Origin of the sequence: Bacteroides sp. M10 (assembly GCF_014334015.1) — a bacterium.
Taxonomy (GTDB): domain Bacteria; phylum Bacteroidota; class Bacteroidia; order Bacteroidales; family Bacteroidaceae; genus Bacteroides; species Bacteroides intestinigallinarum.
Genome location: NZ_CP060488.1, coordinates 2,803,605 through 2,824,754, shown reverse-complemented (window position 1 = coordinate 2,824,754; position 21,150 = coordinate 2,803,605). Strand labels below are relative to the sequence as shown.

Below are 21,150 nucleotides of genomic sequence, written 5' to 3'. Positions count from 1 at the left end.
CAACCCAATCTCTAACCAACTCACAATCTATAAATCACAATCCATAAATCATAATTCATAAATCATATGGCACCTATAAAATCACAAAACAGCAATATGCTTCTTGCATTCCTTACTCTGTTGGGAGTTATTGCAATCGTTGCAGTCGTTGGTTTCTTGATGCTCCGCAAAGGTCCTGAAATTATACAGGGACAGGCTGAAGTTACCGAATATCGCGTTTCAAGTAAAGTTCCGGGACGTATACTGGAATTTCGCGTGAAAGAAGGCCAAAGTGTCAATGCCGGAGATACGCTGGCCATTTTGGAAGCTCCTGACGTGGTAGCAAAAATGGAACAGGCACGGGCTACTGAAGCTGCCGCACAGGCACAAAACGCAAAAGCAATCAAAGGCGCGCGTGAGGAACAAATCCAGGCGGCTTATGAAATGTGGCAAAAAGCCCAGGCAGGCGTTACCATTGCCGAGAAATCATATCAACGCATCAAGAATCTCTACGAACAGGGAGTGATGCCTGCACAGAAGCTGGATGAAGTGACTGCGCAACGGGACGCAAGTATTGCAACAGAGAAAGCTGCCAAAGCACAATATACCATGGCGAAGAATGGAGCGGAACGTGAAGATAAGATGGCTGCGGAAGCTTTGGTAAACCGGGCGAAAGGAGCTGTTGCCGAAGTTGAATCGTATATTAAGGAGACTTATCTCATTGCTCCGGCTGCCGGGGAAGTTTCTGAAATATTCCCGAAGGTAGGCGAATTGGTTGGTACCGGTGCTCCTATCATGAATATCGCTGAACTCAACGATATGTGGGTAACATTCAATGTACGCGAAGATTTGCTCAAGAACCTGACGATGGGGTCGGAGTTCGAAGCTATCATTCCTGCTCTGGATAATAAAAAGATCCAGCTCAAAGTATATTATCTGAAAGACTTAGGCACTTATGCTGCCTGGAAAGCAACCAAAACGACCGGACAATTTGATCTGAAAACATTCGAGGTGAAAGCTTCTCCGGTAGAGAAAGTGGAAAATCTCCGTCCGGGTATGTCTGTTATCATTGACAAGTAACCATGAAAGAGAGAGAAAAGAAATATATAGCTTTGTGGCAGGTTATGCAAAGAGAGTGCCGGCGATTGGTATCACGCCCGCTCTATCTCTTCTGTATGGTCATTGCCCCGCTGTTTTGTTATATATTCTTCACCACTTTAATGGATTCGGGGCTTCCCAAGGATCTTCCTGCGGGAGTGGTGGACATGGATGATTCGTCTACTTCCCGCAATATTGTCCGCAATCTGGATGCTTTTTCGCAGACAGGGGTTGTAGCTCATTACAGCAATGTAACAGATGCGCGTATTGCCATGCAGGAGGGAAAAATCTACGGGTTCTTCTATCTCCCCAAGGGTTTATCGGCAGAGGCACAAAGCCAACGACAGCCAACAATCTCTTTCTATACCAATTACTCATACCTGATTGCAGGCTCTCTATTGTTCAGGGATATGAAAATGATGGGAGAACTCACCTCCGGAGCTGCAGCCCGGACGATGCTGTATGCCAAAGGTGCGACAGAGGATCAGGCTATGGCTTATCTGCAACCGATCGTAATTGATACACACCCACTAAATAATCCGTGGCTGAACTATTCAGTATACTTATGTAATACACTGATACCGGGAGTACTCATGCTATTAATATTTATGGTTACCGTTTATTCAATCGGTGTGGAAATCAAGGATCGCACTGCCCGCGAATGGCTACGAATGAGTAACAACTCCATTTACATTGCATTGGCAGGAAAACTGCTTCCCCACACAATAGTCTTTTTCATTATGGGTATATTTTATAATGTATACCTGTATGGATTTCTGCATTTTCCTTGCAATAGCGGCATATTCCCGATGATATTCGCCACACTGTGTCTCGTACTAGCATCTCAATGTTGTGGTATTGTTATGATAGGAACTCTGCCGACTCTACGACTCGGATTAAGTTTTGCTTCCCTGTGGGGAGTCATATCGTTCTCCATTTCCGGTTTTTCATTCCCGGTCATGGCTATGCATCCTGTTCTACAGGCTTTGAGTAATCTATTCCCGTTGCGGCATTATTTCCTGATTTACGTCGATCAAGCACTCAACGGATATAGTATGGCTTACTCATGGACCAACTATATGGCACTATTAATATTTATGATGCTCCCCTTCTTTGTGGTTCATCGCCTGAAGGAAGCATTGGTTTACTATAAATATATACCCTAAATGAAAGATATAAAATTAAAAGACAAGATAGCCCAAGGCATCAATGACCTGTTTTATATCTGGAAGCGGGAGTTTCAAACAACTTTCCGCGACCAGGGGGTGCTGATATTTTTCATACTCGTCCCATTAGGTTATCCGTTGTTGTATAGTTTCATTTATGACAACGAAGTAGTGCGTGAAGTTCCTGCCGTTGTTGTAGACGATTCACATTCATCTCTTAGTCGTGAATATCTCCGTAAGGTAGATGCCACACCCGATATTCAAATCGTCTCTTACTGTGCTGATATGGAAGAAGCCAAACAAACGCTAAAGAACCGGCGTGCGTATGGTATCATTTATATCCCTTCGGATTTCAGCGACAATATTGCCAAAGGAAAACAGACACAAGTCAGTATCTATTGCGACATGAGCGGATTGTTATACTATAAATCGATGCTTCTTGCCAACACTGCCGTTTCTCTGGATATGAACAGGGATATCAAAATTGCACGTAGCGGAAACACGACCGACCGTCAGGATGAAATCACTGCTTATCCGATAGAATATGAAGAAATCTCCATCTTCAACCCCACTGCCGGGTTTGCCGCTTTCCTGATTCCTGCTGTATTGGTATTGATTATCCAACAGACATTATTGCTCGGCATCGGTCTCGCTGCAGGAACTGCTCGTGAGAACAACAGATTTAAGGATCTTGTACCTATTAATCGTCACTATAACGGGACGTTACGAATTGTATTAGGAAAAGGATTGAGTTATTTCCTAGTTTATATATTGGTAGCTTTCTACGTACTTTATGTCGTTCCAAGATTGTTTAGCCTCAACCAAATTGGGCAACCCAGTTCATTAATATTATTCGTTGTCCCCTATCTTGCGGCTTGTATCTTCTTTGCGATGACAGCTTCTATTGCCATTCGCAATCGGGAAACGTGTATGCTGATTTTTGTATTCACATCAGTCCCCCTGTTATTTATTTCAGGAATTTCCTGGCCGGGAGCAGCTATTCCTCCGTTTTGGAAGTATGTATCCTACATCTTCCCCTCAACGTTTGGAATTAACGGCTTTGTAAAAATCAACAATATGGGAGCCACTCTTAGTGAAGTAGCTTTTGAATATAAGGCTTTGTGGTTGCAAGCCGGCATTTATTTCCTGACCACCTGTTGGGTATACCGCTGGCAAATACTGATGAGTCGCAAACATGCAATAGAGAGATACAAAGAATTAAAAGAGAAAGCAAACTTATCCAAGCAGATAAGTGATTAATGAGTAAGAATTACAAGAGAGAGAATTAACGGTGTATCCTTTCAATGGGATATGCCGTTTTTCTTTTTATTAATAAGGATATAAAAAAATCCCCCGTTCCAAGAGAGTATAGAACGAGGGATTTTAGAGATATTATAAAGAGAGTATAATAAGTTTAGAACTTGTAACCTACGCCAATAGAGAAGTTCATGTTCTTCGGTGCACCGTCACCATCAGCCAATTTAGCCAAACCAAATTCTCCTGATAAGTCAATAAAGAATTTATTAATTTCATAAGCAACGCCTACACCGAGACCTGCATCAAATCTTTTTGCTCCAAATTGATCATCACCGTCACCAAAGAAATCAATTTTTTCATCACCAATTTTACACTTACCAGCAATACCAAATGCAAAATAAGGACCAGCTTTCACTACAATATTCTGGTTATCAGCAATTGCAAATCTTGCAGCAGCCAATACCGGAATCTCCAAATACATTGGATTCATTTTCACTTCATCCTGTTTAGCACCTTTTTGAGTGAACATCAACGAAGGTTGAATAGACCACATATCAGAGAACTGATATTCCATGCCAACGCCTACATTGAATCCAATCCTCATGTCAGTATCCATATCCCCAGTAAAGTTACTCATGTTCATACCAACTTTGGCATTCCAAGAAATCTGAGAATAAGAAACGATAGAAACAAGTGCAAATAGCACAAAAATCAAACCTTTTTTCATATCATTCATTTTTTAGTTTGCCTTCCTCTTCCCTTTGGTTGGCATTGTTAGTTAATAGTTCTGTTTGAAGTGTGGGGAATTATTCGCAACCGGTTAAAGTATTGAAACACACCCTTCCGTATTTAACGTATATTTTGTAGCCGCAAATATATTTCATTTATTTTATATAAAAAAATCCTTGATAGTCTATTTTTTGCATAAAGGTTATTAAAGAGTGACTATATAGAAAAAAATAATGTTCATCCGGTCTTTTTTTATGCTTAAATAATTTCCGAATAACAATGCAATTAAAATATTCTTGCAAGATTTATACATTTACAATTATTAACCGACTAGCTATTGCTTGTTTACGAAATATTCGTAGATTTGCGAAGTATTCGTAATTAAACAACATCTCCATGGAAAAGTTAACTATACAAGAAGAAGAAGTAATGATCTACATTTGGGAGTTACAATGCTGTTTCGTAAAAGACATTGTTGCAAAGTATACGCAACCGGCACCTCCTTATACCACAGTAGCATCTATCGTAAAGAACCTCGAGCGGAAAGGATATGTCACACCGAAACGTGTGGGTAATACCTACCAATATACTCCTGCCATTCGCGAAAATGAATATAAACGCCATTTTATGAGTGGCGTAGTTCGTAACTACTTTGAGAACTCTTACAAAGAAATGGTTTCTTTCTTTGCCAAAGACCAGAAAATTTCGACCGATGATCTCAAAGATATTATCGAACTCATTGAAAAAGGAAAAGAAAATTAATAGAAAACATTCATCACCATGACTCCGGAACTAGCTTATTTTCTAAAGATAAATGTAGCGATAGCTCTGTTCTATGCATTCTATCGGTTGTTTTTCCATAAAGACACCTTCTTCCATTGGCGTAGGATGGCTTTGCTATGTTTCTTTGCCATCTCCATGCTTTATCCTTTACTGAATATTCAGGGATGGATAAAAGCTCACGAACCAATGGTGGCAATGGCAGATCTTTATGCAACCATCATCCTTCCGGAGCAAGTAGTTACTCCTTTACAAGAGCCTGTAATGAACTGGCAAGAGTTTATCATGCAGCTCGCGAAAGTTATCTATTGGAGCGGAATGTTATTACTAGCCACACGTTTCTTCGTACAACTGGGCAGCATCATCCGATTACACTTCCAATGCTCAAAAAGCAAGATACAAGGAGTACGCGTACATCTATTAAAGAAAAAAACCGGCCCTTTTTCTTTCTTCCACTGGATATTCATACACCCACAATCACATACGGAATCTGAAATCAGTGAAATTATTACTCATGAAGAGACCCACGCCCGTCAATACCATTCGGTAGACGTGCTTATCAGCGAGATAATGTGTATCTTTTGCTGGTTCAATCCATTTATCTGGCTGATGAAACGGGAAGTCAGAGGAAACCTCGAATACATGGCAGATCACCGTGTATTAGAGACGGGGCATGATAGTAAATCATACCAGTACCATTTGTTGGGACTGGCACATCACAAGGCTGCAGCAAATTTATCAAATAGTTTCAATGTTTTACCACTCAAAAATCGTATTAAAATGATGAATAAACGAAGAACGAAAGAAATAGGAAGGACAAAATATCTGATGTTTCTTCCCTTGGCTGCTATCTTAATGATTGTCAGTAACATCGAAATGGTAGCACGTACCACTGAAAAATTTGCCAAAGAAATGATGGGACAAGCAACAGAAGAAGTTGCCATGCAAGCTGAAACTACGGATATTCCGGAACTTCCTACAGAAGATATTCAAGGAACTACACTTCCACGGGATAAGCAAGAAAAGGAAATGGCGGAAACTCAAATCAAAAGTGTACCAGATTCCGTTGTCTTCCAGGTTGTAGAAGAAATGCCGGATTTTCCGGGAGGAGTACAGGCACTGATGGACTACTTATCGAAGAACGTCAGATATCCGGCTGAAGCACATGCAATCGGTGCACAAGGACGTGTGATTGTAAGCTTTACTGTCAAAAAGGACGGAAGCATAGCCGATACGAAAGTGGAGCGAAGTGTCAATCCGTATCTCGACAAGGAAGCCATGCGTGTAATTGCCGCCATGCCCAAATGGAAACCCGGCAAACAAAGGGGGGAAGCAGTGAACGTGAAATTTACAGTTCCTGTTGCTTTTCGGCTATCCGGTCCTGAACTTCCCAAAGCAGAAGAAGTAAAGCAGTCCGACATGGATGAAGTAGTGGTGGTGGGCTATGCTGCAAAAGATGATCCAACCCCAGAGGGAGGCAGTGTAAAAGGAGAAAATGAAGACGAAGTATTCACCATGGTAGAAGTAATGCCTAAATTTCCGGGAGGACAAGCCGGTCTGTTCCAATATCTGGCTAGAAGTATCAAATATCCCGTCATCGCTCAAAAAAGTAAGGAGCAAGGCAGAGTCATCATACAGATGGTTATTAGTAAAGACGGAAGTTTGTCGAATATCAAAGTCTTACGCAGTGTATCTCCGTCACTGGATGCAGAAGCCGTACGCGTAGTGGGTAATATGCCTAAATGGGAACCAGGAATGCAAAAAGGACAACCTGTTTCTGTCAAGTATACCATTCCTATCGTATTCAGGTTACAGTAATTTCTCTCTCCGGTGCCGCCCCCTTTCCTCATCGGTGAGGAACGGGGCGTTCATCGGTGGGAAACACCTTTCTCCCCGGAGCCGGATATATCCTTCTCCAGTACAAAAAAATCATTTCTTTTTTAGTTTTTTACAAGGATAGTTATAAAAAGATCCTTATATTTGTTCGTGTAATAAAACATTATTCACATGAAAAGATTCGTATGGATTATCGGTTTGATATTCTGCATAACCTGCACCATACAAGCCAAAGACAGAGTGATCGAGCGTCCTCCTTTTCTTGCATGGAGTTCCAATAGTATTGAGGTCGATAAAATTGTCATGAGTGATACAGTGACAACAGTGTATATAAAGGCTTTCTATCATCCTAAATATTGGATAAAAATAGCTACGGGCAGTTTCCTGAAAGACAACAATGGAATGCTTTATCCCATTCGAAGAGGAGTTGGAATCACATTAGATAAAGAGTTCTGGATGCCGGAATCAGGAGAAGCGGAATTCCAATTACAATTTCCTCCCATACCCGAAAATGTAACCAGTCTGGACTTCTCAGAAGGGGATTTTGACGGAGCATATAAGATATGGGGCATACAACTGGATAAGGACGCATTCTATAAACAGAAACTTCCCAAAGAAGCAGTCGTGCACAAAATAAATAAGAAAGCGATATTGCCGACTCCTAAGTTAGTCTATGGAACTGCCACCCTTAAAGGAAAAATACTAGACTATCAAAAAGAGATGATAAAGCAAGTGAAGATGCACATAGAAAGTCCTGCACTGAATATCCACAACGAACAGAATATCATAAAAATCAAGGAGGACGGCACTTTCCTGGCGGAAGTAAAGGTTGCATCTGTCACAAGCGTAGCATTGGAATTTCCTTTTGGTTGGATTGAATGTCTGATAGCTCCCAATGAAGAGACATCACTCATTATAAATACAAAGGAACTTTGCCGCAGACAAGCACATCTACAAAGAAAAGATAAAACGTATGGAGAGCCTGTATACTTCAATGGTTATCTGGCTAGCCTACAACAAGAATTAGCTTCAGTAGATATAGATATTGTATTAAAAAGCGTTTATTACATGGATATGTACAATGACATTGTCGGGAAAAGTGCAGATGAATATAAAGCTTATGTACTTGAGCGCCTTCCATCCGTTCGAAAAGAAATTGCGCAATCCCCATACAGCAATGCGTGCAAAGAGCTATTAAATATCCTGGTAGACCTGGATGCGACCGGCAAAATCGCCATGACGGAGAGAGAACTAAAATCAGCACATATTGCTGTTAACAAACTGAATAGAGAGCAGACTGATGATTATTTTTATAATACCCGCATCGATACTCCTAAAGGCTACTATGACATACTGAAGGAATTCAGTTCTATCAACACTCTTAAAGCTTTATACGGCAAATATTACGCGTCAACGATATATTTAATAAACTTTCTGCCGAATTCTTTAGATGTACTTAAAGAGACACTAAGAACGGGACAGGGACCTCTATTCGATAACATTAAATTTAATAAGCTATATCAATCCATTAAGGATTTTACCCCGTTAACAGCAGAACAGAATGTTGAATTAAAGACTTTTTCTTCCCCGGTATATGCAGAGATGCTTACTCAAGTTAACAAAGAGATAATAAAAAAGATAGAATTAAACAAAAGAAAGACAGGCTTCACTGTTAACGAGACTGGACAAGTCTCCAATGAAGATTTATTCCCATCCATTATCTCTAAATTCCGGGGACACACACTGTTAGTTGATTTTTGGGCAACATGGTGTGGCCCTTGTCGCACAGCTAATAAAGCCATCACTCCAATGAAAGAGGAATTAAAAGACAAGGATATTATCTACCTCTACATCACAGGCGAAACTTCCCCCAAAGGTACCTGGGAAAACATGATTACCGATATTCATGGTGAGCATTTCCGTGTGACAAATGAGCAATGGAGCTTTCTAATGTCCAACTTCAATATCCGAGGAGTTCCCACTTATTTTGTTGTTGATCCGGAGGGTAATATCACCTTCAAACAAACTGGATTTCCCGGAGTAGACACCATGAAAAAAGAACTCATGAAAGCTTTGAATAAATAATTCAAACGTAAAAAATAGATCAAGCAGAAATCGTTGTTGATATACGCCATAAATAAATGCAAGACCCCTGATTGATATAGAAAAAATAGTGACGGTATATGCTTAGGATAGTGACGGTATATGCTTAGGATAGTGACGGTATCGTTGTCATATACCGTCACTATTTATATTGGATAGCGTCACTATTTTGTAGAAGAGAATCCGCCAACAACGGATTCTATATGATCCTAATAAATAAACGAGCCTCCATAGTCTTTGAAAAGACTACAGAGGCTCGCTCTATATCCTATGGATAACTTACTGCAAAGCTATCCAACTCCAGATTCCATTTATTTATGCATTTCCACGATTTGAGTCGGAGCCATCTCTACATTCCGGCGATCTACCTGACGAACAACACTGGCAGCCAGGGATAAGAAAGCGCGTCCGGTCACGGAGTCTTCATCCAATGCAACGGGAGTACCATTATCTCCTCCTTCACAGATGCTTTGCACGATAGGAATCTGCCCCAACAAAGGAACATTCATTTCTTCAGCCAGTTTCTTGGCACCTTCTTTACCAAAGATATAGTATTTATTCTCGGGTAGTTCAGCGGGAGTAAACCAAGCCATATTCTCAACCAAACCGAGAATAGGTACATTTACCTTATCGTTGGTGAACATATTGATTCCCTTACGGGCATCTGCCAAAGCAACCGCTTGCGGAGTGCTGACAACAATCGCTCCTGTCATGGCTAATGTTTGAACAACCGTCAAATGAATGTCACTGGTTCCGGGAGGAAGGTCTATCAGGAAATAATCCAAATCTCCCCAGGCTGCATCAGCTATCAACTGTTTCAACGCATTACTTGCCATTCCGCCACGCCACAAAGTTGCCTGATCCGGATCGACAAAGAAACCGATAGACAATAATTTCACGCCATACTTCTCTACCGGAATAATCATGTCACGACCATCTATACGTTCAGCATAGGGGCGTGCATCCTCCACCTGAAACATCTTAGGCATGGAAGGACCGAAAATATCAGCATCGAGCAAGCCAACCTTATAGCCTAATTTAGCCAAAGCAACTGCCAAGTTCGCAGACACCGTAGACTTACCTACTCCACCTTTACCGGAAGATATACCGACTATATTCTTCACTTGTGGAAGGAGCTTGCCAACTTCCGGACGAGCGGCTTGCTTACTCTCTGCTGTGATTGTTACCTGCACATCAGGAGAGACATACGTATGAATAGCTGTTTCCGCAGCTTTCAACATTGATTTCATAAACGGATCAGTCGGTTTCTCAAAGATCAATGAAAAGCTGACAGTCATACCATCAATACGGAGATTATCGGCAACCATCTCCGCTTCCACCAAATTCTTTCCCGTACCGGGATAACGCACCGTTGCCAATGCATCCAATATCAATTTAGGATAGAGAGTCATTTTATTTACTATTTGACGATTTACAAATTACTATTTAAAGTCACTATTCAGATGGCTGCCGGTTCACTTTAGGGTGATTGTCCCGGCAAGCTATTTGCTTGTGCTTAGACCGCTACGCTTGCTGCGGTTGTAGCTACGATAGGGATCAAGCTCTATTTCTACATCCGGCTCTTGCAGTTTACCTTCCTGCGGAAGCCGGAATTTGATATACTTTATATCTAAACCACGATCCAGCCACTGTTGTTCATAATAGGTTTTAATACCGAGAATATTATCTACCAGATCAGAATGATATAAATCTTCAGTCATAAACTCAACCGGAAGTTTGTTCGCCTCAATCATGTATTTTGTATAGGTAAACATAAAGTTGCTGTCCGTTTTCAGGTGGATAATACCATTCGGTTGCAAAAATTTGCGATACCTTTCCATAAAATAGGTAGAAGTCAGTCGCTTGGTTGCTTTCTTCATTTGCGGGTCAGAGAAGGTAAGCCATATTTCACTCACTTCGCCTTCAGCAAAAAAACGCTCGATGATTTCAATATTGGTACGCAGGAAAGCGACATTCTTCATTCCGGCCTGTAATGACTCCGTTGCTCCCGTCCACATACGGGCGCCTTTTATATCCACTGCTATAAAGTTCTTTTCGGGAAACATCTTACCCAGGCCAACAGTATACTCACCACGTCCGCAACCCAACTCGAGCACAATCGGATGATCGTTTTTAAAAAACTCCTTGTGCCATTTCCCTTTCATGTCAAAAGGCATGTTATCTACCGCCGAATAAGGATATTCGAACACGTGCGGATAACTCGCCATATCGGCAAACTTTTCTAATTTATTCTTTCCCATATCAATCCTGATTAGGTTGCAAAGGTACTGATTTTGAAGCAACCGACAAAAAGAAATGGAGCACAGATTTCTCTATGCTCCATTCTTCTATAGTACTGAATGAGTCTTATCAAATCTCAACATTCACTTCAACGTTTACCTCTACACTTCCGCCTTGTTGTGCTTTCAAATCTTCATAGAAAGCAGCACGCGAAATAGCAACATACGGTTGCAGGAAAAGAAGTCCAATACCCAAAGTGAAAATACAAAGGATAGCCCAGCCAATGAAACTTAAATCAAGCATGAACAGCTTCATCTTGTTCCCTTCCATCATAGCCATACTTTTCTCAATAGCTGCATTGTTTTTCATTTCCGGTTCATCTTTCAAGATAAAAGATGTCATTGCATAAGAATAAGACTTAATGATACCCGGTATAACCAGCAACAGTGACCACAAAATTGTATAGACAGCCTGAAGCAACATAGTTACAAAAATACGTCCATAATCCTGAAAGCCTTCGAACAAAACACCAAAATCAATGTCTTTGCCTCTACATACGCCAAGCATTACAATAGTAAAGCCGTATGCAACCGGAAGTCCAACAAACAATGAACATAATCCGCCAATCACAGGAATAGCAGATAATCCACCGGCAATTGCTGAATAAATAAGTGCAGCAACGGCTGCCATAGGCCACTTTCCTCGAAGTGCCTCACGCGCCTGCGCACGTAGTTCTGAGTTTAGTTTTAACATAGTGAATAATATTAATTGATAAATGTGTTATTTCATAATATACAATTACTCTACAATCGTCACCCAACCATGTGTATCCGGTTCGTCGCCATACTGGATTCCACGCAACTTATTGTACAATTTCGTACAGATAGGTCCCGGCTTGCCGTCTTTAGAAATCACATAAGATTTTCCATTTTCCAAATCATCGATACGCTGAATCGGGCTGATTACTGCGGCAGTACCACAAGCACCAGCTTCTTCAAATGTTTCCAGTTCTTCTTCCGGTATCGGACGGCGTTCCACTTTGATACCCATGTCTTCTGCCAACTGCATCAAGCTCTTATTGGTAATAGAAGGTAAGATAGAAGATGATTTCGGAGTGATATAAGTATTATCCTTAATACCGAAGAAGTTGGCAGCACCACATTCATCAATATATTTCTTTTCTTTTGCATCAAGGTAGAACTCGCAGGAATAGCCCAGATCATGTGCCTTCTTGTTAGCACGAAGACTGGCTGCATAGTTGCCACCCACTTTATAAATACCTGTTCCATGAGGAGCGGCACGGTCAAACTCACGAATGATAACGTACGGATTGGTAGAGAAACCACCTTTGAAGTACGGTCCTACCGGAGTTACGAATACTACAAACATATACTCTTCTGCAGGATGCACGCCTACCTGGGCACTTGTTCCGATCAACAGCGGACGAATGTAAAGAGAAGCACCGGTTTCATAAGGAGGGATAAAACGTTCATTCAACTTCACCACTTTCAGGATTGCTTCTTTGAACCGTTCTGTCGGAAGTTCTGCCATCAGAATTCCCTGGCAAGTAGATTGCAAACGGGCAGCATTTTCTTCCAAACGGAAAATACGAACTTTGCCATCTTTTCCACGGAATGCTTTCAGTCCTTCAAAAGCTTCCTGACCATAGTGTAAACAGGTTGCCGCCATGTGCAAATTGAGGTGTTCATCACTACTGACCTCTAATTCTCCCCATGCACCATTATGGAAGTTGATTCTCACATTGTAATCTGTCTTCATGTATCCGAACGACAGATTCGCCCAGTCTATTTCTTTCATATTGTTATGTATTAGTTTATTTTCCATTGCATTGAAACGCAAAAATAACTTTTATTCTTCAGATTGCCTCTTTTCTTGCAATAATTTTTCGACTTCCCGATCGGCTTTTGTTAGTTTATCCTTGCAAAAGGCTATAATTTCATTGGCTTCTTTTATTTTCTCACTCAAAATGTCGATATCCAGTTCGTTATTATCTATCTGGCGAACGATCTTTTCAAGACGTTCCATTGCTTGGGAATATGTTTCTTTTTTTACTGCCACGATGATTGATATTTAATGGTTAATAATGAATGTTTTTACAAATACACGTTTGACGGATAGCTACTTTTCTACTACCGATCGAACTTCTCCTTTCGATAGCCGGGTTATCAAATGCTCTCCCGGTTTCAGTAAAGAAGCATCCGTCACCGCTTTCCCATCCTTTATTGTAATACTATATCCCCGACTCAAAAGTTTATCCGGAGAAGCGTCCGCTATTCGTTGTTGCAAAAGTTCCAACCGGTGAGATTGACGGGCCACCAATGCTTTCGTCACCTGTGACAAATCTTTCTTTGCTGCCAGCAAAGAAAAACGGGCGTCCGCAAGTTTGCGATGAACAAGATTGGGAATACGGGTTTGGAGAGTTTCCAACCTTCGTCGTTCCAGATCAAGAAGCATATAAGCTCCCTGTTGAATCCGCATAGATAATTCTTCCAGATGCTCCGCGACTTCCGCTACCTGGTGAATCAGGAGTTCGGCAGCAGCCGTAGGAGTTTTCACCCGGGTATGAGCCACGGAATCAAGCACTGTATCATCGCGTTCATGCCCAATACCGGTAATAATAGGTAATGGAAATTGCGCACATGCAGCTGCCAATAGATAAGTATCAAAGCCGGACAAATCGGAAGTAGCTCCACCGCCACGAATGATGACTACTACGTCAAATTCATTGATGCGGGCATTAATACGATCCAAAGCAGCCAACACGGATTCCTCCACCTGATTTCCCTGCATTAAAGCCGGAAAAAGCTCCGTATAGAAAAAGAACCCGCCCGAATTGTGCTGCAACTGATGACAGAAATCTCCATATCCGGCCGCAGTAGCCGAAGAAATGACAGCAATACGCTGGGGAAGAATCGGTATCTCAAGCTCTTTATTCAGCGTCAACACTCCCTCCTCTTCCAACTGCAATAATATTTCCCGACGGCGACGAGCCATATCTCCCAATGTATAAGCAGGATCAATATCAAGTACCGTCAGACTATAACCGTATAGCTCATGAAACTGAACTGTTACTTTCACCAACACCTTAATGCCGGAAGTAAATAGCTGCCCTGTGGTTTCCTCAAAATAAGGTTTCAACAAGCGGTAGATATTATTCCAAATCATACCGCGTGCCTTGGCTACGAGATTGTTGCTGCGAGGATCTTTCTGCACGAATTCCAGATAACAATGCCCTGTCGTATTGGAACGGACATCGCTCAACTCTGCCTGTATCCAATATTCATCGGGCAGGCATTGCTCCAGACTACGGCGCACGAGTGCATTCAGTTCTAAAAGAGAAAGCCTCTCCCCACCCTCTTCCAAAGAGGGAGATTCTGATTGCTTGGACTTATACATATTATTGAGCATCATTCGTTTATATAATAAATCAGGAACAGGTCACACACTTTTTTTAAATAAGAGTAACTTGAAAGCAACTACAAATTCCGTGTTTTACAATAGATAATTAGTTAGCAAGGACACTTATTTCCTTTCTGTGGAAGAAGACTGGAGGTAAGCCTTCCACAAATCAGGAATACCATATCCATATATATTATCCGGGAAATCAGCTCTGTCACCTGACTGACGCACCAAATCAATAATCTGCTTTGCTGTCAGCTTCGGACAAGCCTGCCACAAGCAAGCTACCATACCGCACATAATCGGAGAAGCAAAAGAGGTTCCATTGGCGCGACGAAGATTTCCATCCGTTCCCATCACATCTGAATTTAAACCGACAGCCACTACGTCGGGCTTCACACGTCCGTCAGCCGTATTTCCTACAGAAGAAAACGGCGCCAGTTCTCCTCTTTTTGTTACAGCTCCTACAGTTATGATATTCTCCGCATCTCCCGGAGGAGTAATCTTCTTCCACGAACCCGCGCCCGAATTTCCGGCACTGCAAACAACTACCATTCCTTTATCGGCAGCCTTCGCAGCTTCACGGGACATCAGCGCATAATGACCATTCAAGTCACGGTATCTATAATTCTTCGCAGGATCGTCAAATGAGTAGTAACCAAGCGATGTATTCACTAAATCCACTCCTACACTATCGGCAAACTCGATAGCTGCCGCCCAATAATCCTGCTCTACCAAATTTTCCGAATATTCGTCTTCACTACGCAGCAACCAATAAGAAGCTTCAGGAGCAGTGCCAATCATCACATGCGGCTGGTTCATTGCCATACAGGACAATACAGACATTCCATGACTGCTTTCTGCATAAATATCTGCCTCCGGATTCACAAAGTCACGCACACCGAGGATACGGATATTTTTCATGGCATCAATCTTATCCACATTATGGAAGCCGGCATCAATCACGGCAATGGTCATTCCCTCTCCCTTAAAACCTGCATCATGCAGGAGATCGACGCGGCTCATAGCCGCTTGCGTGATTGCAGGACCGTAAAGGCTATCGGTGCGCAACGGTTTATTTATCAATGAGTCTCTTTGAAATGCTCTTTGCGTGATACCTTTCCACACTCTTTCTGTAGAACGTACAAAAGGCAGTTGAGCTATTTCGCTGATTAACATACTGTCATTACAAGAAACAGTGACGAAATTATCCCATTTTCCGGTCACAAGTACATGAACACCTGTTTTCCGTATGGCATCTACATATTTCCTGCAAACCGGTAAATCGGTAGAATCAATAGGCAATCCCTGTTTTTTTCTCCGCTCGATAGATTTCTTAGACAAATACTTTTCCGGTTTTTGCAAGGAATAGTCCGTAGCCGCTTTGTCTTTCAGACTAATTCGATATTTTAAGGTATCTCCCGGAGTAAACTGGGCAAACACACCCAAATACATATTTAAAGCGAGAATCAATACTATAAACTTCTTCATAAGTTATCTTTCTATTTTAATCAATCATAATTCTTCATTTTCCATAATCACCAGCCCGATTCCTCTTTGGGAAGCAATGAAAGCTCCTCCCAGCACCCGTTTTCCATCATAAAACACAGCTGATTGTCCGGGAGCAATGGCCGAAGCTATTTCAAGGAAATGTATCAACAAACGTCCGTCTTCCAATCTTTTCACCCGGCAAGGAATCGGACGACTGCGATAACGAATCCGTACCGTCAGATTCTCACATCCGAACAATTCCCGTTCATCCACCATTTTATCCTGCTCCGCCAACATGTATTCAGTTTCCAGCTGGTCGGCATTTCCAAGCATCACCGTATTTTTCTGCGGATTGATTTTCAACACATAGGCAGGCTTTCCTAAAGCGATCTCCAATCCTTTTCGTTGGCCAATCGTATAATAAGGTGCTCCTTTATGCTTCCCAAGCTTCACTCCTTCAGAGTTAACAAACCATCCCGGTCCAATTTCACTATCCAGTTCGGGGCACTGCTCACGAAGAAAATCACGGTAATCCCCCTTGATAAAGCAGACTTCCATACTTTCTCCTTCTTTCGACTTTGCTTCATATCCTTTCTCTGCAAGATACTCACGAACCTTCACCTTCGTATAATCTCCCAATGGGAAAATACAACGTTTCAGCACATCCTGCCCCAATCTCCAGAGAAAATACGACTGGTCTTTCTTATCATCGTCTCCGGCTACTATATAAATATTTCCGTTTTTCTCTTCCAATCGTGAATAATGTCCGGTAGCCACCCATGCACAATTCAACTTATCCGCCCACTCCGTCAAAACACGGAACTTAAACAACGGATTACACATCACGCACGGATTCGGTGTACGCCCCTGCTTATATTCGTCTATGAAGTTTTTTACGATGGTTTCTTTAAAAGGAATACGTTCATCTGCTACATAATGTTCGATCCCCATCCGTTCAGCCAACTCCCTGGCATCCTGTGGTTCATCTCCCCATACGCGCATGGTAACCCCTACAATCTCGTATCCTTGTTCCTGCAGCATCAAGCAAGTAGCGGTGCTGTCTATGCCACCACTCATACCTACCAATACTCTCTTATTTCGTTCTTCCATTCGAATTTTGAAAATTTACATGGATACAAATGTACGAGATTTCAAAGAGAAAAGTTGCTTTTCTGAAAGAAAATCCTTATATTTGAAATATACCAAAAGCGAGAACAATTATGGCTAACCCCAGATTACCGGGCATTTCCGAAAACGAGCAAGCCTTATTGTATGCCAAATTGAATGAGTACAACCGAGGCAGAGCCTCTTTTAAAGAGGTAGGAGTCTACCTGGTGGTGTTGCCCCGACCGGGGAAACCAAATTATTCCCTTTGGCTGTACTCTCCCCTGCCCGAAAAGCAATCCATTCTTTATATACATGACCTGTCACCAGACATCAACGAATCCCTGCGGATGGCCAGCACGATGTTTTATTATTCGAAGCGTTGCATCATCCTGGTAGATTACAATGAGAAAAGAATGCAGAGTAACGGTGACGATCTTATCTTCTTCGGAAAATACCGGGGACATTTTCTACATGAAATCCTCAAAATAGATCCCGCCTACCTAAGTTGGGTAGCATACAAATTCATTCCCAAAATACCGAAACAGGAACGTTTCGTCAAAATAGCACAAGCTTATCATTCCATACACCTGGATATAATGATAAGAAAATCGAGGGAGAAGCGTTCATCCAGCCGTTATCTGGGAGAATTAGGAGAAAAGCTGACAGACTTAAAATTAAAAGTCACCCGGGTAAGATTGGAAGACGATCCGTACAAAACAAGAGTGAACGGCACTACCCCACAGTTTTTTGTCAAGCAGGTACTGACTTTGACCGATGCCAGTGGAAATTTAGTCACCATGAGTATTCCATCAAAAAATCCCAGTGCGGTTTCATGCACTCTATCCGGGATAGAACATGAATACCGACTGGGAGATATTATCTACGTTGCATCGGCGAAAGTATCGCGCCGATACGAAAGCTATGGTTCAAAATACACGCGCCTTAGCCATGTGAAGTTCGCAAGCCTCAACGTTTAGTCCAATCGTCTTTGACAAAACTTGCCGGATAAGAGATTTTATCCACCACACCGTCTTTCTGACGAATCCAAGATGTGAATGTACGGGCACCCTCATCCAATACGATGATACGCGCACCATTCGGCAAATGGTTATATTCCGTATTTCCACCGGTAAAGCGTCCATAAGCCAGAAGGATATCTTTCCACATCACTGCATAGTCATTATCGTGGTCGTGTCCTACAAACATACCCATCACATCACCAGCTTCTTTCATCGCTGCAAACATTCCTGTATTCAATTTAGGCGCACAGGCTTCCTCCATACGAGTTCCACGAAGAATTGCATTTTCGCTACGGGCAGCTTCATTGTATTCAGGAAGAGGAATATGGAAAAAAGCAAGAGCCGGCAGAGGCTGTCCGCCGTTTTGCACTTTATAAGCCGCACTCTGTTGACGATACCAATTTATCTGGTCGAATGTAAGCCATGCATACCCCTTCACATCTTTCAAAGGAGAATAAGAGTGAGAATCCATGCAATATAGCAAAGCAGCATCCTTCTTTAGATTGGAAGACGATTTCACTGTCAATACATAATCCGGCGATAAAACTGTTCCGCGATCAGGCAATAAATTGCCGGGAACTTGACGGATGATATCATATAACTGTTCCCGTGTCATTCCCTGTTCATTGTCATGGTTACCAAAAGTGACCACAAAAGGTAGTTTACGTTTAACTACCGGTTCCAGTACCTGCAACATTCCGGAATCCGCCGGAGCAGAATAAACAACATCACCGGTAAATATCACCAAATCCGGACGTTCGTCATCAAGCACCTGATTAATACGTTCCAGAGCTATATCTGAAGCCCGATTTCCATATTTAAAATGCACATCGGTAAATTGCACAATCTTGAATTTACCATCTTTGCTAAATTTCAGTTCACTCTTCTGAGCCATACAAAAAGTCGTTACCAATAAGAAGGCAAGTGTTAAGTAAATTTTAAAAAGACGAATCATAATTATTTGTTTTAGGGGGTTAAGAAATCTTCTCTATCAGCACAGTAGCATAAGCTGATATACCTTCTTCACGACCTGTAAAACCGAGTTTCTCGGTAGTAGTCGCCTTAATGGAAATATCATCCATATCAATCCCCATAACAGTTGCCATCGTCTCCTGCATTAAAGGAATGTGCGCTTTTAACTTCGGGCGTTCGGCACAAATAGTTGCATCGATATTGCCCACTTTATATCCTTTGGTAGCAATCAACTCCACTGTTTTTTTCAGCAGTATCTTGCTATCTATATTCTTAAATTCTCCTGCCGTATCGGGGAAATGATAGCCAATATCACGCATATTCGCCGCCCCCAACAGAGCATCGCAAACAGCATGCAATAATACATCAGCATCCGAATGCCCCAGCAATCCTTTTGTGTGTTCCAAAAGAATGCCACCCAGCCATAACTCACGACCTTCGACCAACTGATGTACGTCGAAACCAAAGCCTACTCTTATCTTCATATTTTATATAACAAATGAGTACTAATGAATAAAAAAAGATCAACGAATATAGAAATCCAGCAGTTTTTCTCCCTCCAGATAACCTTGCAAACGCTGTCCGATACTAACAGGACCTACACCCACAGGAGTCCCAGTAAAGAGCAAGTCACCAATTTTCAAAGTTACAAACTGGCTTACATAAGCGATTATATCATCTATCTTGAAAAGCATATCTGCCGTACAACCGCGCTGCACTTCCTTACCGTCGATCAACAAATGAAAGTCAAGATTCTGAATATCCTTATAGTGCTCCACCGGAACAAAAGTTCCAATAGCAGCCGACGAATCAAAACCTTTGCAAAGCTCCCAGGGATTACCCTGCTCACGGAACTTTCGCTGAAGGTCACGAGCCGTAAAGTCGATCCCTACAGTCACTGCATCATAATAACGGTTAGCAAAGCGGGGAGCTATATTTTTCCCCAATCGATTAATACGAACCACCAGCTCCGTTTCATAATGTATCTCTTTAGAAAAGTCGGGAATGAAAAACGGTTTGCCATCCTTCAGAATAGCAGAATCAGGCTTCATAAAAATCACCGGCTCCGTATTTACTTGTGTATGTCCCAGTTCTTTGTTATGCTGGGCGTAGTTCATTCCTACTGCAATAATCTTCATTATTTCTCGTTAAAATTCAATCGGTTAAACATAACAGCCAAATGAGCATATAGAGACGTATTCTGCACCACTATATTCTCGGGTACACGGATTCGGAAAGGAGTAAAGTTCCATACGGCTTTTATACCTCCGTCTACCATCTTATCTGTAATTTCCTGAGCAATATTAATAGGTACGGTCAATACACCGATATTTACATCGTATTCTTTCATCTTTGCTTCAAAGTCATCGGAATGATAAATAGGAATACCATTCAGGTCTTTTCCCACCAGTTCCGGATTCACATCAAAAGCAGCCACAATCTCCAGTCCGAAATGATGCAAACCAGAATCCCGAAGCAAAGCAGCCCCCAGGCTACCTACACCAAACAAGAAGGCTTTGTGCATATTGGTAAATCCAAGAAAACTCTCTAACACCTCAATCAGCGCATCAATATTGTATCCCACTCTCGTACGCCCCGAGATATTGACGTATGACAAATCCTTGGCGATTTGGGAAGCGTCAATATTTATTTCCTTAGAGATTTGTGTAGAAGAGACATACTGCTCCCCTTTATCTTTCATTAGTTTTATATTGGACAGATACCAGGGAAGTCTGCGCAAGGTAGGCTCCGGCACTTTATCCGCCTCTTTTCGTATATAAGTGCTCATACTTCTTACAAAATTTGGTATTTTGCAAAAGTACATTATTTTTTGAGACTGACAACCCTATAACAGAAAACCTTAATAGAGATTAAACAAAACGATGAAAAGAGACTCAAATTTTGCTCTTTTCGATAAGTTTAATACTTTTGAAAAGGATTAAAAATGACAA

At 41.8% G+C, this 21,150-nt stretch carries 20 protein-coding genes; 7 read left to right on the top strand and 13 right to left on the bottom strand.

Going from position 1 to position 21,150, the window contains the following annotated elements; all coding sequences use genetic code 11:
- The first annotated feature begins 66 nt into the window (after nt 1–66).
- The 3 genes from H8796_RS09990 to H8796_RS09980 are packed head-to-tail and all read left to right on the top strand — an operon-like array spanning nt 67 to nt 3,503.
- Nucleotides 67–1,059: an HlyD family secretion protein gene (locus H8796_RS09990; protein ID WP_117934589.1), complete on the top strand. Its 993-nt coding sequence runs from the start codon at nt 67–69 to the stop codon at nt 1,057–1,059.
- Nucleotides 1,060–1,061: 2 nt separating this feature from the next.
- Nucleotides 1,062–2,243, top strand: a complete 1,182-nt coding sequence (locus tag H8796_RS09985) for an ABC transporter permease (RefSeq protein ID WP_004297230.1) — start codon at nt 1,062–1,064, stop codon at nt 2,241–2,243.
- Nucleotides 2,244–3,503 (top strand): ABC transporter permease, encoded by a 1,260-nt coding sequence (locus H8796_RS09980; RefSeq protein WP_004324705.1) that lies wholly within the window; start codon nt 2,244–2,246, stop codon nt 3,501–3,503.
- Nucleotides 3,504–3,657: 154 nt separating this feature from the next.
- Here the strand turns inward: H8796_RS09980 and H8796_RS09975 are convergent, their stop codons facing one another.
- Complete coding sequence (locus H8796_RS09975; protein ID WP_004314733.1) at nt 3,658–4,227, bottom strand: porin family protein; 570 nt, start codon at nt 4,225–4,227, stop codon at nt 3,658–3,660.
- Between the two features lie 398 nt (nt 4,228–4,625).
- On the opposite strand from H8796_RS09975, the gene H8796_RS09970 reads away from it, so the two are divergent.
- From H8796_RS09970 to H8796_RS09960, 3 genes are all read left to right on the top strand, one after another.
- Entirely contained in the window at nt 4,626–4,991 is a 366-nt protein-coding gene (locus H8796_RS09970) for a BlaI/MecI/CopY family transcriptional regulator (protein WP_004305524.1), read from the top strand.
- 18 nt (nt 4,992–5,009) lie between these two features.
- Nucleotides 5,010–6,827, top strand: a complete 1,818-nt coding sequence (locus tag H8796_RS09965) for a M56 family metallopeptidase (RefSeq protein ID WP_004297224.1) — start codon at nt 5,010–5,012, stop codon at nt 6,825–6,827.
- A 189-nt stretch (nt 6,828–7,016) separates the two neighbouring features.
- On the top strand, nt 7,017–8,930 hold the full coding sequence (locus H8796_RS09960) for a TlpA disulfide reductase family protein (protein ID WP_004324704.1): 1,914 nt from the start codon (nt 7,017–7,019) through the stop codon (nt 8,928–8,930).
- 329 nt (nt 8,931–9,259) lie between these two features.
- Here the strand turns inward: H8796_RS09960 and H8796_RS09955 are convergent, their stop codons facing one another.
- The 8 genes from H8796_RS09955 to mnmA all read right to left on the bottom strand — a co-directional run bounded on the left by H8796_RS09955 (nt 9,260) and on the right by mnmA (nt 17,210).
- Nucleotides 9,260–10,360, bottom strand: coding sequence for an Mrp/NBP35 family ATP-binding protein (locus H8796_RS09955; protein ID WP_004297220.1), 1,101 nt, complete (start codon nt 10,358–10,360; stop codon nt 9,260–9,262).
- A 90-nt stretch (nt 10,361–10,450) separates the two neighbouring features.
- Nucleotides 10,451–11,209 carry a tRNA (guanosine(46)-N7)-methyltransferase TrmB gene (gene trmB / locus H8796_RS09950; protein WP_004324703.1) on the bottom strand — a complete coding sequence of 253 codons (759 nt, stop codon included), beginning with the start codon at nt 11,207–11,209 and terminating at the stop codon, nt 10,451–10,453.
- Nucleotides 11,210–11,318: 109 nt separating this feature from the next.
- Nucleotides 11,319–11,942 (bottom strand): DUF975 family protein, encoded by a 624-nt coding sequence (locus H8796_RS09945; protein ID WP_004297218.1) that lies wholly within the window; start codon nt 11,940–11,942, stop codon nt 11,319–11,321.
- A 45-nt stretch (nt 11,943–11,987) separates the two neighbouring features.
- Nucleotides 11,988–13,034 carry a branched-chain amino acid aminotransferase gene (locus tag H8796_RS09940; protein WP_080598049.1) on the bottom strand — a complete coding sequence of 349 codons (1,047 nt, stop codon included), beginning with the start codon at nt 13,032–13,034 and terminating at the stop codon, nt 11,988–11,990.
- Between the two features lie 24 nt (nt 13,035–13,058).
- Nucleotides 13,059–13,268: an exodeoxyribonuclease VII small subunit gene (gene xseB / locus H8796_RS09935; RefSeq protein WP_004324701.1), complete on the bottom strand. Its 210-nt coding sequence runs from the start codon at nt 13,266–13,268 to the stop codon at nt 13,059–13,061.
- Nucleotides 13,269–13,328: 60 nt separating this feature from the next.
- Nucleotides 13,329–14,618 (bottom strand): exodeoxyribonuclease VII large subunit, encoded by a 1,290-nt coding sequence (gene xseA, locus H8796_RS09930; protein WP_004324700.1) that lies wholly within the window; start codon nt 14,616–14,618, stop codon nt 13,329–13,331.
- Nucleotides 14,619–14,732: 114 nt separating this feature from the next.
- Nucleotides 14,733–16,100, bottom strand: a complete 1,368-nt coding sequence (locus tag H8796_RS09925; RefSeq protein WP_004324699.1) for a S8 family serine peptidase — start codon at nt 16,098–16,100, stop codon at nt 14,733–14,735.
- 24 nt (nt 16,101–16,124) lie between these two features.
- Entirely contained in the window at nt 16,125–17,210 is a 1,086-nt protein-coding gene (gene mnmA, locus H8796_RS09920) for a tRNA 2-thiouridine(34) synthase MnmA (RefSeq protein ID WP_004305546.1), read from the bottom strand.
- A gap of 110 nt (nt 17,211–17,320) precedes the next feature.
- Between mnmA and H8796_RS09915 the strand changes: the two genes are divergently transcribed.
- A complete protein-coding gene (locus tag H8796_RS09915) occupies nt 17,321–18,184 on the top strand; it encodes a hypothetical protein (protein ID WP_004297212.1) in 864 nt (287 codons plus the stop codon).
- Here H8796_RS09915 and H8796_RS09910 read toward each other — a convergent pair.
- Genes H8796_RS09910 through H8796_RS09895 form a run of 4 tightly spaced genes read right to left on the bottom strand, consistent with a single transcriptional unit; the run spans nt 18,174 to nt 20,987 of the window.
- Nucleotides 18,174–19,181 carry a metallophosphoesterase family protein gene (locus H8796_RS09910; RefSeq protein ID WP_004297211.1) on the bottom strand — a complete coding sequence of 336 codons (1,008 nt, stop codon included), beginning with the start codon at nt 19,179–19,181 and terminating at the stop codon, nt 18,174–18,176. The two genes, H8796_RS09915 and H8796_RS09910, sit on opposite strands and share 11 nt — an antisense overlap.
- Nucleotides 19,182–19,200: 19 nt before the next feature.
- Nucleotides 19,201–19,683: a 2-C-methyl-D-erythritol 2,4-cyclodiphosphate synthase gene (gene ispF / locus H8796_RS09905; RefSeq protein WP_004297210.1), complete on the bottom strand. Its 483-nt coding sequence runs from the start codon at nt 19,681–19,683 to the stop codon at nt 19,201–19,203.
- A gap of 39 nt (nt 19,684–19,722) precedes the next feature.
- Nucleotides 19,723–20,337, bottom strand: coding sequence for a fumarylacetoacetate hydrolase family protein (locus H8796_RS09900; protein WP_004297209.1), 615 nt, complete (start codon nt 20,335–20,337; stop codon nt 19,723–19,725).
- On the bottom strand, nt 20,337–20,987 hold the full coding sequence (locus tag H8796_RS09895; protein ID WP_004324697.1) for a redox-sensing transcriptional repressor Rex: 651 nt from the start codon (nt 20,985–20,987) through the stop codon (nt 20,337–20,339). Before H8796_RS09895 ends, H8796_RS09900 begins: the two co-directional genes overlap by 1 nt.
- Nucleotides 20,988–21,150: the final 163 nt, after the last annotated feature.